Here is a 13,489-nt window from a genome sequence, read left to right on the forward strand (position 1 = left end):
GAACGACTCTGGCGGCCGTCGAACAGGCCTGTGCCGAGGGAAACGGATGCTCCCGATGACAACAGCGTGTGACCCCATGGACGGTGCGGCATGAACCTGCCCTCCGCACTCGTCAATCGACGTGTGCTGATCGTCGATGACAGCCCGGCGATCCATGGCGACTTCGCCAAGATTCTCAGCCCCGCCATCCCCAAGGACGACAACCTGGGCGAGACCGAGAGTCTGTTGTTTGGCACCCCATCGGCGCCACAGACCCCGCGTTTCGAACTGGACTCGGCGTTTCAAGGCAGTGAAGCGCTGGACAAGCTCGAAGCCGCGCTGGCCGCCAATCGCCCCTATGCCATGGCCTTCATCGACATGCGCATGCCGCCGGGCTGGGACGGGCTTGAGACCATCGAACGGCTGTGGCAAGTCGACCCCAAGTTGCAGGTCGCCCTCTGCACGGCCTATTCCGACTATTCCTGGGAAGACATCGACCGGCGCTTGGCGCTGAACGACCGCCTGCTGATTCTGAAAAAGCCCTTCGATGCGATCGAGATCCGCCAGATGGCGAGCGCCCTGACGGTCAAATGGCAAATGACTGAAGACGCCACGCTGAAAATGAACCTGCTGGAACAGGCGGTTCAGGCGCGCACCCGGGAACTGTCCGACGCCAATATGATTGTGCAGAACAGCCCGACCATCCTTTATCGACTGCGCGGCGATCCGTCGTTTGCCTTGATGTATATCTCCCACAACATCACTCGCTACGGCCATGTCGCGGCGGATCTGGTGGGTTCACCGAACTGGGCGCAGGCACTGATTCATCCCGATGATCAGGCCAGCGTCGATGCGGCCATGGCACGGGTACTGGATCGGCACGCGTCGGGCGCAACGATCGAATTTCGTCTGCGCACCGGCCAGGGCACTTGGCGCTGGGTAGAAAACCGCTACATCCCGGTACGCGATCATGACGGCCGGCTGCTTGAGGTCGAGGGCATCATTCTGGACATCACCGAGCGGCGTCTGGTCGAGGACAAACTGGCGTTGCTGGCCCGCTCCGACGGCCTGACGGGGCTGGTCAACCGCGCCACGCTGATAGAGCGCCTGCACCAGGCGTTTGCCGCCGCACGCCGTGGCGCCGCACCATTCGCGGTATTTTATCTGGACCTGGATCACTTCAAGCGCATCAATGACACCTTGGGGCATCCGATCGGCGATCTGCTGTTGCAGGAAGTCGCCCGGCGGATCAGATCGAGCGTGCGCGAGAACGACGTAGTGGCGCGTCTGGGCGGCGATGAGTTCGCGATTCTGCAACTGGACGTCAGCGACCCGACCCAGTCGGCCGCCATGGCCACCAATATCCGTGAAACGCTGCTGGCGCCTTACAACCTGGCCGGCAATGCGCTGCACATTTCAGTCAGCATCGGCATCAGCACCTACAGCCCCCTCAGCACCGACGCCGACAGTCTGCTGGGCCAAGCCGACATGGCGCTGTACCGCGCCAAGGAAATGGGCCGCAACCAGTATCACTTCCACTCCGAGGCGATTTCCCTGGAAGTGGCCGAACGCATGACCATCGTCAGCGAATTGATGACCGCGCTCGAGGGGGATGAGCTGCAGCTGAATTACGCACCGGAGATGGATCTGCACAGCGGCAGGATTCTGGGCATGGAGGCGCAAATCGTCTGGCAGCACCCACGACTCGGCCTGCTGGCGGCTGACGCCTTCGTGCCGGCGGCGGAAAGGACCGGCGCGATCATTCCTCTGGGGCGCTGGGTACTGGATCGCGCCTGCCGCCAGATGCAGATCTGGCGCGACGAAGGCGTGGCACCGCCGGTGATGGCAATCAAGGTTTCGCTGGCGCAACTCAAGAGTGGCACCGAACTGATCTACGACGTGCTGCGCACCACCGCACGCTGGGAACTGGCGCCCTGGGACCTGCGTTTCGATGTGACCGAGGCGACCCTGGCCCAGACCAAGTGGACCCACAACGATGTTTTGCCGCGCCTGCGAGAACTGGGCGTGACCATCGCCATCGACGATTTCGGTACCGAATACTCATCGTTCGATTACTTGAAAACCTACCGGGTCAATCACCTCAAACTCGCCCAGAGCTTCATCGACAGTGCGGCCCAGGATGTGGCAGGCGCCAACGCCCTGCGCGCCATCGTCAACTTCGCCCGGGATCTGGACATCGGCATCATCGCCGAAGGCCAGCCAGCGCCGGGGCCACATTGCGCGCCGTCCGCAGTGGTTCCGCTGCCCAGTGCGCAGGGGCTGTACTTCATCGAGGCGGTCAACGCCGAGCAGGCCGGGCAACTGCTCAGGGACGGACGCAACGCACCTGCACCCGAGAAGGAGGACGAGGCATGAAAACAGCCTCTGCGCACACCAACCGGCGCATCCTGATCATCGACGACACTCCGGCGATTCACGACGACTTTCGCAAGATCCTCGCCCCGCAAGCGCCGGAGGAGGCCGATCTGAATCAGCTGGAACAGACACTGTTTGGCACCCGTCTGACACCGCACCTGACTTTCCAGCTCGACTCCGCTTATCAGGGCCAGGAAGCGTTGGCGCTGGTCCAGCGCGCGCTCGCCGATGGCACCCCTTACGCCCTCGCCTTCATCGACATGCGCATGCCGCCCGGCTGGGACGGTCTGGAAACCATCGAGCAACTGTGGCGGGCTGATCCGAACCTGCAAATTGCCTTGTGCACCGCCTATAGCGACTACAGCTGGGAAGCCATGGCCGAACGGCTGGAATTCGGCGACCAGTTGCTGATTCTGAAGAAACCGTTCGACAGTCTGGAAATTCGCCAGATGGCCAACGCCCTGACCTGGAAATGGCAACTGGCCCAAGACGCGGCGCTGAAGATGCTCGGCCTTGAGCGAACCATCGAGGCGCGGGTGCACGAACTGCTGAAAGTGTCGCGCCTGCTGCAATACGACAGCCTCACGGGTCTGCCCAACAGCACCCTGCTCGGTGATCGCTTGAGTCAGGCGCTGGCTGTCTGCCGGCGCCATGACAAGCAACTGGTGGTGATGTTCCTCGGTCTTGACCGGTTCAAGCGCATCAACAATGCGCTGGGGCATCCGGCCGGCGACGAGATGCTCACACGGGTCGGCCAGCAACTGTTGCGGTGCGTCCGAGAGTCAGACTCGGTCTTTCGTTACGGTGGCGATGAGTTCGTGGTGATCCTCAGCGACATCAGCCATCCCCAGCAAACCCATGGCATCGCCGAAAAAGTGCTCGCCGCCATCCGCCTGCCGCAGACGATTGCCGGTCATGACATCAGCGTTACCGCCTGCCTGGGTATCAGCGTCTACCCCGATGACGGCCTGGAGGCCATCGAGTTGATCAAAAAAGCCGAAACCGCGATGCGCAACGTCAAGGACAACGGCCCCGACAACATCGGTTTCTTCATCGAAGCGATGAACCAGCGCGCCCGGGAACAGCAGAGCATCGAGTCCGGCATTCGCCGGGCCTTGCAGCAGCAGGAATTCGTCCTGCATTACCAACCGAAAATCGATCTGCGCACTGCCAGAGTGGTGGGTGCCGAGGCATTGGTGCGCTGGCAGAAACCGGGCGACGGCTTGGTCTATCCTTCCGACTTCATTCCGGTGGCCGAGGACAGCGGGCTGATCGTGCCGCTGAGCCAATGGGTGTTGGGCGAGGCCTGTCGCCAGACCCGGGCGTGGCAAGTCGCGGGACTGCCGACCATCCGCATGTCGGTGAACATTTCGCCCATCGACTTTCGCCAGCGTGACTTCGTCGAAAACGTCGAGCGGATACTTGAGCAAAGCGGCCTTGCCGCCGATTGGCTGGAGCTGGAAATCACCGAAGGCGTCCTGATGCAGAACGTCGAGGCGACGATGACCGTGCTCAATCGCCTGAAGTTGCTGGGGACACGACTGGCCATCGACGACTTCGGTACCGGTTATTCAAGCCTGAGCTACCTGCGCCGGTTTCCCATTGATGTGCTGAAGATCGATCAGTCGTTCATTCGCGGCCTGAGCAACGACAGTAACGATGCCGCCCTCGTTGGCGCCATCATCAGCCTGGGCAAGAGCCTGCGCTTGAACGTCATCGCCGAAGGCATCGAAACCGCCGAGCAACTGGCCTTTCTCAAGGCCCAACATTGCGAAGAAGGCCAGGGCTACTACTTCAGCAAAGCCCTGCCGCCCGATGCGTTTGCACATTTGCTCGCCGGCGCAGGCCCCGCGCCAGGGACGGTTTGATGAACAGCCCGACACCGGGCCCGAGTCAGGGAGACGTTTGCCGATGAGCCCTTTGCGCCACGCCATCGTATTGGCCCTCTGCGGACTCTGTGCCAGCCCCCATGCGGAGCCGCTGAACGAGCCGCTCAAACCCTTGCCGCCGGTGGCGCAACAGGATGCCCGACGGGTTGAACTCGGTCGCCGGTTATTCCACGAGCCGCGACTGTCGATCAACAACACGCTGTCCTGCGCCAGTTGCCACCAGTTGGACAAGAACGGGGCCGACAGCCGTGCCTTGTCACTGGGTTTCGACGGCAAACCGGTGGCCTTCAACACGCCGACGGTGTTCAACGCAGCCCTGAACTTCCGCCAGTTCTGGGACGGCCGCACCGAGACACTGGAGGAGCAGACCAACGTTGTCATCACCAGCCCGCACGAGATGGGTAGCGACTGGAACACTGTGGTCGAGCGCATCGCCAACGACGCCGATTATCAGCGGGACTTCGCCGCCAGTTACCCGAACGGCGTGACCAAAGCCAATATCCAGCAAGCGCTGGCCACCTTCGAGCGTACTTTGCTGACCCCCAACTCTCGCTTCGATCAATACCTGCTGGGCAACACCGACATCCTGACCCTGGAGGAAAAGTACGGCTACCAGCGCTTCAAGGAATACGGCTGCATTGCCTGCCATCAAGGGGTGAACATCGGCGGCAACATGTTCCAGAAATTCGGCGTGTTCGGCGACTACATTGCCGATCGCGGCAACCCGACCGAGGCCGATCAGGGGCGCTTCAATGTCACCGCCGACGAAGCAGACCGTGCCGTGTTCAAAGTGCCGAGCCTGCGCAATGTCGCGCTGACCGCGCCGTACTTTCACGACGGCTCGGCGCCCACCCTGGAACGGGCCGTGGACGCGATGTTCCAGTACCAGTTGGGGCGCATGCCCAGTGAAGAGGACAAAACACTGATCATCCTGTTTCTCAAGACCCTGACCGGCCAATGGGAGGGCAAGCCATGAAGACCATCTCACGTCGCGGCAGCCTGCTGTTGCTCACACTGGTCGTTGTCGTGCTGGCCTCGACGCTGTTGTTTCTTTACCTCAAGTCCAGAACCGAACAGACCATGACCTACACCGAGTCTCGGGATTTGATCCGGCAGATCAAACAGCAGAACGCCCTGTGGGAAAACGAGGTGCTCAAAGCCAGGGTGGCGATCTCGTACAACTACGACCCACTGGTCTCGCCAATGAACGAAATGACCCGACTGTGGCAGCGCTTCGATTCCCTGGAATCCGGCCATGGTCGCAACAACTCGGCGCAATGGAGCGTCGCCCACGAGGGCTACCTGCAAGCGATGCAGGAAAAAATCCGGCTGGTGGAACAGTTCAAGTCGCACAACGCCTTGTTGCGCAACTCTCTGGCGTTCCTGCCGACCGCCGAAGACGACATACACGCGCAACTGGCCAACCTGCCTGATTTTGACAAACTCCAGTTGCAGAACATCATCACCGACACCTACGACCTGCTGCTCAGTGCTCTGGAGTTCGCCCAGGTTACCTCCACTGACAAGGCCGCCGACATCGACCTCGGACTGAACAAACTGGCGGTGAATGCACAACGCCTGCCCGAGGAGTTTCAGACGCCGATCAGGATCATGAGCAATCACATCAGGTTGATTGCACGCGAGCAGCCGCTGGTCAATCAGTTGCTCGAAAGCATCGAAGCCATTCCCGTGGCCGAACGCCTGGATACCATCACCACCATGCTTGACCGGGATCAGCAACGGGTCGAAGCCATCGACCGCAAATACCACTTCTACCTGTTGCTGTTTTCTGTGCTGTTGATGCTGTCATTGATAGGACTGGCCGTTCGCCTGATCCGCAGTTTCGCTGAAATCAATCGGGTCAATGCGGCCTTGCAGACCGCCAACGATGCACTGGAGCAACGAGTCGAGGAGCGCACCCGCGAGCTCAAGAATGCCCAGCGCGAATTGCTCGACGCTGCGCGTCAGGCCGGCATGGCGGAAATCGCGACCAATGTGCTGCACAACGTCGGCAACGTGCTCAACAGCGTGAACATTTCCTCCGACCTGATCGCGCGAAAGCTGCGTGCCAGCAAGACGCAGGGATTGGGCAAGGCGATGCAATTGATCAACGAGCATCCGCACGATCTTGGCCATTTTCTCAACGAGGATGCCAAGGGCAAATTGTTGCCCGGTTACCTCAATCAACTGGTCGGCGCGATCGCCCTGGAACAGCAGGAAATGGTCGACGAATTGAACCAGATGAACAAAAGCGTCGACCACATCAAGGACATCGTCGCCACACAGCAGTCCTACGCCGGGCCCAACAGCATGACCGAGCCGCTGTTCATCAACGAACTGCTCGAAGATGCCCTGCGCATGAACGCCGGTGCCCTGACCCGGCATCACGTCACGGTGGTCAAGGAATACGCCGATGTACCCCAGGTGATGGGCGACAAACACCGCTTGCTGCTGATCCTGATCAACCTCATCAGCAACGCCAAGTACGCGATGTCCGACCTCAGTAACCGCCCACGCACCATGATCCTGGGGGTAAAAATCATCGATGAAAACCTCCTCGAAATCAGTGTCAGAGACGATGGCGAGGGCATCGCGCCGGAGAACATGACGCGGATCTTTGCCCATGGCTTCACCACCCGCAAGGAAGGCCACGGCTTCGGCCTGCACAGCTGTGCCTTGGCGGCCATCGAAATGAACGGCCATCTCACCGCCCACAGCGACGGTCCGGGCAAGGGCGCGCTGTTCACCCTGCAAATTCCTCTGATCAGCGTCACGGAGCACGCATGAGTGAGCTTTCGAACCGTCGCATTCTGCTGATCGACGACATGCCGTCGATTCATGAGGACTTTCGCAAGATTCTCGCGTCACCGGCGGCGCACTCGGTGGAACTGGACGAAATGGAGACCGCGCTGTTTGGCACTCAGGCCCGGATCGAACGCCCGTTGTTCGAGCTGGACTCGGCCTACGGCGGTGAAGAAGGTCTGGGTAAACTGGTTCAGGCCATGCAGGAGCAACGCCCCTACGCGCTGGCCTTTGTCGATATGCGCATGCCCGATGGCTGGGACGGCGCGAAAACCATCGAACACCTGTGGCAACAGGATCCACACCTGCAAGTGGTGGTGTGTACCGCGTATTCGGATTATTCCTGGGACGAACTGCTGGAACGTCTGCACGCTCACGATCGCCTGCTGATCCTGAAGAAGCCGTTCGACAATATCGAAGTGCAGCAGATGGCTAACACCCTGCTGACCAAATGGCAGATGACTGAACGGGCCTCACTGCAAATGCACCAATTGGAACATCTGGTGGATCAGCGCACCACGCAGTTCAAGCAGGCCAGTGAAGAACTGCAGCGAGAGATCGACGAGCGCAAGCAATTGGAAAGTCAGCTGGTGCAATCGGAAAAACTCGCCTCACTCGGGCAATTGGCAGCGGGCGTAGCCCATGAAATCAATAACCCGATTGGCTTCATTTCTTCCAACCTCGGCACGCTGGACGGCTACTTCAAACAATTGCTGAGCATCCTCGACGCCTGCCAGACATTCGGACACGCCCAGGACAGCGAGTCCGCCGCTCGACTGGAGCAATTGCGCACAGACGTCGAACTGGATTTTCTCCTCGAAGACATTCCCGTGCTGATCCGCGAATCCAAGGAAGGCATCAGCCGGGTCGGGCAGATCGTCAAGGATCTGAAAGATTTCTCCCGGGTCGATTCCAATCAGCAGTGGCAGTGGGCCAATCTGCAGCAAGGCATCGAGTCGACCCTGAACATCGTCGCCAGCGAACTCAAATACAAGGCCGACGTGATCAAGGAGTACCAGGCATTGCCGGATATCGAGTGTCTACCCTCACAAATCAATCAGGTGATCATGAACCTGATAGTCAACGCCACCCAGGCCATGGGGCCGGAGCGTGGCACCATCACTTTGCGCACCGGGCAAGCGCAAGACACCGCCTGGGTTGAAGTCGCCGACACTGGATCGGGCATTGCCCCGGACACCCTGCAAAAAATCTTCGACCCCTTCTTCACCACCAAACCCGTCGGTGAAGGGACCGGGCTTGGCTTATCCCTGTCTTACGGCATCGTGAAAAAACACGGCGGAAACATATCCGTGCACAGCGAGCTGGGTGTCGGCACGACATTTCGGGTCGAACTGCCGATGCGCCAGAGCCGGCCCGCTGCCTGAAGGCGCCTCAGGTGGCTTCCTGGAAATCCATTTCCGGCGGCTGCCGACGAAAGCCGCCAGTCAGCACCGCCAGATACACTACGCCAATCGCCAGCCAGCTCAGGCCGAGCCAGACCGCCAGATGATCGAGGCTGACCATCAGCCACAAATCCGCCACCAGACCTATGAACGGGAAGACCAGAAACAGCACCAGCTCACGCACACCCTTTTTCTCGCCGCCAATCCAGTAGTGAAAAATCACCGACAGATTCACCAGACTGAACGCCAGAAACGCACCGAAGTTGATGAAAGAAGTTGATGTGGTCACATCGAGTTTCAGCGCGAGCAACGCCACCACAGCGCAGAGCAGAATGCTGTTGACCGGCGTACCGAAGCGCGCGTGCAACGTGCCGAAGAACGACTTCGGCAACACACCGTCGCGGCCCATGGCGAACAGCAGTCGCGAACCACTGGCCTGCGCCGAAAGTCCCGAAGCGAACTGGCCGACAATCAGGCCGATGAGGAAGATCGAGACGAACAGATCACCGCCGATATTGCGCGCGATTTCATAGGCCGCCGAGTCGACGCTGTCGAACTGGAACGACGGGTGCGCGATCTGCACGAAGTACGACACGCCGACGAAGATCAGCCCGCCGATCAGGGTGATCAACATGATCGCCCGAGGAATGGTGCGACGTGGATCGCGGGTTTCTTCGGTCAGGGTGCTGACCGCGTCGAAGCCCAGAAACGAATAACAGGCGATTGCCGCGCCGCTCATGATCAGCGGCATCTGCATGTCGCCGTTGAAGAACGGTTTGATCGACCACAGCGGCGTACTCGTATCGCCACCGACGTAATGCACGCACAACGCAACGAAGGCGATCAGCACCAAAAACTGCACCAGCATCAGCAAAGCGTTGATGCCGTTGGCCAGTTTCAGGCCGACGATGTTGATCGCACTGGTGACGCCGATGAACGCCAGCACCCAGATCCATTGAGGGATCGAAGGGAATGCCGAGGCCAGGTAAGCGGCGCCGATCAGCCAGATCGCCATCGGCAGGAACAAGTAATCGAGCAGCACTGCCCAACCGGCGATGAAACCGAGTTTCGGGCTGATGGCCTTGCGCACGTAGCTGTAAGCGGAACCGGCGACCGGGAACGCGGCGGCCATTCGCCCGTAGCTCATGGCGGTGAAAAACATCGCGACCAACGCTGCCAGATACGCCGCCGGCACCATGCCAGCCGTGGATTGCGCGAGGATGCCGAAAGTGCCGAGGACGATGATCGGCGTCATGTAGGCGATGCCGAACAGCACCACCGACCCTAACGAAAGGGTACGTTGCAAACGAGCCATGGGCGACTTACTCCGAAATTTTATTGGATTTATGGCAGAGCCGAGTTCGGCGAATGTTGCGGGTGTTGCTTTGTTTTTTTGTGTTCAACGATGCGTGTCGTCTAGACGGGCCTCTTCGCGGGCTTGCCCGCGAAGGCGTCAGCCCGAGCGACGCAAAATCCGGATCAGCGCGCAGGAATCAGCAACTCGCGCAATCCACAGACGTGGTCCATCACCTCCCCCGGCAACTTCAACCGCTGATCATCCAGATAGCGATAATCCTTGCGCGCAATCTCCAACTGGCTGAAATCCAGCTCAACCGTGAACTGTCCTTCCTCGCGCCCCGCCTCGAACAACACTGTCCCCAGCGGATCGACCAGCGCGCTGCCGCCGGCAAACATCAAACCGTCATCCCCCGCCTCCACGCGATTGACCATCAGCGCGAACGCTTGATTCTCCTGGGCACGCGCGGTGATCGCGGTGCGGTGAGTCGGACCGTAAGGGTCCATGTTGCCGTTGGTCACGATCAGCAACTCGGCGCCCAGTTGTGCCAGGGCTCGGGCAGTTTCCGGAAACTCGATGTCGTAGCAGATCAGCAGCCCCACCCGTACACCGTTCCACAGGCAAGTGGCAAAACGGTCACCGGCTTCGAACACACCACGATCCGACGCCCACAGATGCGTCTTGCGATATTTCAGGGCGATGCCATCAGGGGTGATCAGCAGCGTGGTGTTGTAGAAGCGTCCGTTGTCGTTCTCGGCCATGCCGATCACCACGGCGATGCGGCGTTCGCGAGCCGCCGCAAGCACCGCGCTGACGGTCGGGCCGTCCAGCGCTTCGGATGTTTGCGCAACGGTTTCGGCCGTCGGAAAGCCCATCAAGTGCGTTTCCGGAAACACGATCAGTTGCGTGTCGGCGGCACAAGCCGCAATTGCCGCCAGGGCTCGTTCGAGGTTGTAGGCAGTGCCATTGTCACGGCCCGCCAATTGGGCGAGTTCGACTTTCATGAGGTGTCCTTGTTCGATTGGCCGGGCGCTGAAAGATTGCCCGGTGCCTGTCTGTGGGCCAGTATGCGCAGCAAGCAACCGGCCAGGGAATCACGCGGCCGGGGTAACCCGATAGGGGTAGATCGATGACACTTTCGTTTGACGACATCACCTGGCACCGCGCCGTCGGGCAATTGATCGATGCGCTGGACAAGCCGAATTTCTGGGCACAACTGGTGCGCCTGCTCGATCAGTACGTGCCGTTCGATAGCTGGGTGGCGCTGCTGTTCAGCGCCGATCAGCACCCGCAAGTCTTCGCCGAATGCCCAGGTGAAGACGGCAGTCCTGATCAGTTGTTCCAGGATTACCTGCGCGGTCTGTACCTGCTCGATCCGTTCTACATCGCCTGCCGCGAGCAATCGCGCACCGGGTTGTACCGCCTGTCGGAGGTCGCGCCGGAGCATTTCGAACTGACCGAGTATTACCAGCGATACTTTCGTCTGAATGTGGTGGCCGACGAAATCCAGTTCAATTGTCAGCTCGAAGGCGAGCGCACGTTGTGCCTGTCACTGGGCAGTGAAAAACGTTTCACTGGCGAGCAGATCGCGTTGCTGTCATTGATCCAGCCATGGGTACTCGGCCTGTTGCGCCAGCGCCTGCCTTACGAAATCAACGAAACCGTGGCCCTCGCCACCTCACCTGCTCCGGCGGATTGGCGGGTGCAACTGGAGGCTTCGGTGCAACAACTCAAGGGCGCGCACCTGACCGCCCGGGAACTGGATGTCGGCCGTTTGATGCTCAGCGGTTGCTCCAGTAAAGAAATCGCTCGTAAGCTGGAAATCTCCGTAGAAACCGTGAAAGTCCATAAGAAACACATGTACAGCAAGCTGGGGATCAAGTCCCAGTCAGAGCTGTTTTCGATATTTCTACAGGCGCAGAACGCCTGAACATTTAGTGGAGAGACTTTTTGTGGGAGCGAGCCTGCTCGCGATTGCGTCGTATCAGACAATAATTTTTCTACTGACAGGCCGCTATCGCGAGCAGGCTCGCTCCCACAGGGATTTTGCACATCCCCTGGTCCCTCGCTGAAAACAACTGAGTCCGAACCAAGGAAACCGTATGAGCCTGTCACTCCTGAGCCGCTACGCCTTCTTTGCCGTCTGCGTGATTTTCACCCTCGCCAGCCTGCCATTTCTCGACCATGACTGGCTGTGGCCGATCACCGCCGTCACCGGCGTATTGAGCCTGCTGGGGCTGTTCGATCTGCTGCAGAGTCCGCACGCGGTGCGCCGCAATTACCCGATCCTCGGCAACATCCGTTATCTGGTCGAAGGCATCCGCCCGGAGATCCGCCAGTACCTGCTCGAATCCGACAGCGACGCCCTGCCCTTCTCCCGCGCTCAGCGTTCGCTGGTGTATTCGCGGGCGAAGAATGAAAGCGCCGACAAGCCATTCGGCACGCTGATCGATGTCTATCAGTCCGGCTTCGAATTCATCGGCCACTCGATGCGCCCGGCGCCATTGAGCGACCCGAGCAGTTTCCGCGTCACCGTCGGCGGCCCGCAGTGCACTCAGCCGTACTCGGCGTCGGTGTTCAACATTTCGGCGATGAGCTTCGGCTCGCTCAGTGCCAACGCCATTCGCGCATTGAATCAGGGTGCAAAGCTGGGCAACTTCGCCCATGACACCGGCGAAGGCAGCATCAGCCCGTATCACCGCGAACACGGCGGCGACCTGACTTGGGAGCTGGGCAGCGGCTACTTCGGGTGCCGCACCAGCGACGGCCGATTCGACCCGGAACGCTTCGCCGCTCAGGCACAGAATCCGCAAGTGCGAATGATCGAAATCAAGATGAGCCAGGGCGCCAAACCCGGCCACGGCGGAATCCTGCCCAAGCACAAAGTCACCCAGGAAATCGCCGATACCCGCGGCATCATGATGGGCGAAGACTGCATCTCGCCGTCACGCCACAGCGCGTTTTCCACGCCGCTGGAGATGATGCAGTTCATCCAGCAATTGCGTGAACTGTCCGGCGGCAAACCGGTGGGCTTCAAGTTCTGCCTCGGCCATCCGTGGGAGTTCATGGGCATCGCCAAAGCCATGCTGGAAACCGGCATTCTCCCGGATTTCATCGTGGTCGACGGCAAGGAAGGTGGTACCGGTGCGGCGCCGGTTGAGTTCACCGACCACATCGGCGTGCCGATGCGCGAAGGCTTGCTGTTTGTACACAACACCCTGGTCGGCCTGAATCTGCGCGACAAGATCAAACTCGGCGCCAGCGGCAAGATCGTCAGCGCCTTCGACATCGCCAGCGTCCTGGCCATCGGCGCCGACTGGGCCAACTCGGCACGCGGCTTCATGTTCGCCATCGGCTGCATCCAGTCGCAGTCCTGCCACACCAACAAATGCCCGACCGGCGTCGCCACACAGGATGCCTTGCGCCAACGCGCACTGGTCGTGCCGGACAAAGCGCAGCGCGTGTTCAACTTCCACCGCAACACGTTGAAGGCCTTGGCTGAAATGCTCGCGGCGGCCGGGCTGGAACATCCATCGCAACTGTCGGCCAAGCATCTGGTACGACGCATGTCGGCAACCGAAATCAAACTGTTCTCGCAGCTGCATGTGTTTTTGAAACCGGGGGAATTGCTCACCGGAGAAGTGAACGGCGAGTTTTATTCGCGGATGTGGCAGATGGCGCGGGCGGACAGTTTTGAGCCGAGCGAGGTAGTTGCGGCTTAAATGTTGATAGCGCCAGCCTGA

9 protein-coding genes are annotated in these 13,489 nt (G+C 60.1%); 7 read left to right on the forward strand and 2 right to left on the reverse strand.

Translation table 11 applies throughout. From position 1 onward, the window contains the following. Positions 1–90: 90 nt before the first annotated feature. The 5 genes from PSH79_RS22030 to PSH79_RS22050 are packed head-to-tail and all read left to right on the forward strand — an operon-like array spanning position 91 to position 8,431. Positions 91–2,355: an EAL domain-containing protein gene (locus PSH79_RS22030; RefSeq protein ID WP_305439589.1), complete on the forward strand. Its 2,265-nt coding sequence runs from the start codon at positions 91–93 to the stop codon at positions 2,353–2,355. Beyond that, a complete protein-coding gene (locus PSH79_RS22035; protein WP_305439590.1) occupies positions 2,352–4,223 on the forward strand; it encodes a bifunctional diguanylate cyclase/phosphodiesterase in 1,872 nt (623 codons plus the stop codon). The genes PSH79_RS22030 and PSH79_RS22035 overlap by 4 nt, the downstream gene beginning before the upstream one ends. A gap of 43 nt (positions 4,224–4,266) precedes the next feature. Beyond that, the gene (locus PSH79_RS22040) at positions 4,267–5,220 is read left to right on the forward strand and encodes a cytochrome-c peroxidase (RefSeq protein ID WP_305439592.1); all 954 of its coding nucleotides are present in this window, start codon (positions 4,267–4,269) and stop codon (positions 5,218–5,220) included. Further along, positions 5,217–7,031 carry a DAHL domain-containing protein gene (locus PSH79_RS22045; RefSeq protein ID WP_305439593.1) on the forward strand — a complete coding sequence of 605 codons (1,815 nt, stop codon included), beginning with the start codon at positions 5,217–5,219 and terminating at the stop codon, positions 7,029–7,031. The genes PSH79_RS22040 and PSH79_RS22045 overlap by 4 nt, the downstream gene beginning before the upstream one ends. After that, positions 7,028–8,431 (forward strand): ATP-binding protein, encoded by a 1,404-nt coding sequence (locus PSH79_RS22050; RefSeq protein WP_305439595.1) that lies wholly within the window; start codon positions 7,028–7,030, stop codon positions 8,429–8,431. The genes PSH79_RS22045 and PSH79_RS22050 overlap by 4 nt, the downstream gene beginning before the upstream one ends. A gap of 7 nt (positions 8,432–8,438) precedes the next feature. Here PSH79_RS22050 and PSH79_RS22055 read toward each other — a convergent pair whose 3' ends face one another. Together PSH79_RS22055 and PSH79_RS22060 are read right to left on the reverse strand one after the other, a co-directional pair. Then, entirely contained in the window at positions 8,439–9,764 is a 1,326-nt protein-coding gene (locus tag PSH79_RS22055) for an APC family permease (RefSeq protein ID WP_305439596.1), read from the reverse strand. 164 nt (positions 9,765–9,928) lie between these two features. Continuing rightward, positions 9,929–10,750 (reverse strand): carbon-nitrogen hydrolase family protein, encoded by an 822-nt coding sequence (locus PSH79_RS22060; protein WP_305439597.1) that lies wholly within the window; start codon positions 10,748–10,750, stop codon positions 9,929–9,931. A 125-nt stretch (positions 10,751–10,875) separates the two neighbouring features. Here PSH79_RS22060 and PSH79_RS22065 point away from each other — a divergent pair, with 125 nt between their 5' ends. Together PSH79_RS22065 and PSH79_RS22070 are read left to right on the forward strand one after the other, a co-directional pair. Continuing rightward, positions 10,876–11,676 (forward strand): LuxR C-terminal-related transcriptional regulator, encoded by an 801-nt coding sequence (locus tag PSH79_RS22065; RefSeq protein ID WP_305439599.1) that lies wholly within the window; start codon positions 10,876–10,878, stop codon positions 11,674–11,676. 172 nt (positions 11,677–11,848) lie between these two features. After that, positions 11,849–13,468, forward strand: a complete 1,620-nt coding sequence (locus tag PSH79_RS22070) for an FMN-binding glutamate synthase family protein (RefSeq protein WP_305439600.1) — start codon at positions 11,849–11,851, stop codon at positions 13,466–13,468. Positions 13,469–13,489 lie beyond the last annotated feature (21 nt).

Source organism: Pseudomonas sp. FP2196 (genome assembly GCF_030687715.1).
Classification (GTDB): domain Bacteria; phylum Pseudomonadota; class Gammaproteobacteria; order Pseudomonadales; family Pseudomonadaceae; genus Aquipseudomonas.

What these genes read in the sequence shown, in the direction of transcription:
- PSH79_RS22030 (WP_305439589.1), top strand. Translation starts at nt 91, where the DNA reads ATGAACCTGCCCTCCGCACTCGTCAATCGACGTGTGCTGATCGTCGAT.
- PSH79_RS22035 (WP_305439590.1), top strand. Translation starts at nt 2,352, where the DNA reads ATGAAAACAGCCTCTGCGCACACCAACCGGCGCATCCTGATCATCGAC.
- PSH79_RS22040 (WP_305439592.1), top strand. Translation starts at nt 4,267, where the DNA reads ATGAGCCCTTTGCGCCACGCCATCGTATTGGCCCTCTGCGGACTCTGT.
- PSH79_RS22045 (WP_305439593.1), top strand. Translation starts at nt 5,217, where the DNA reads ATGAAGACCATCTCACGTCGCGGCAGCCTGCTGTTGCTCACACTGGTC.
- PSH79_RS22050 (WP_305439595.1), top strand. Translation starts at nt 7,028, where the DNA reads ATGAGTGAGCTTTCGAACCGTCGCATTCTGCTGATCGACGACATGCCG.
- PSH79_RS22055 (WP_305439596.1), bottom strand. Translation starts at nt 9,764, where the DNA reads ATGGCTCGTTTGCAACGTACCCTTTCGTTAGGGTCGGTGGTGCTGTTC.
- PSH79_RS22060 (WP_305439597.1), bottom strand. Translation starts at nt 10,750, where the DNA reads ATGAAAGTCGAACTCGCCCAATTGGCGGGCCGTGACAATGGCACTGCC.
- PSH79_RS22065 (WP_305439599.1), top strand. Translation starts at nt 10,876, where the DNA reads ATGACACTTTCGTTTGACGACATCACCTGGCACCGCGCCGTCGGGCAA.
- PSH79_RS22070 (WP_305439600.1), top strand. Translation starts at nt 11,849, where the DNA reads ATGAGCCTGTCACTCCTGAGCCGCTACGCCTTCTTTGCCGTCTGCGTG.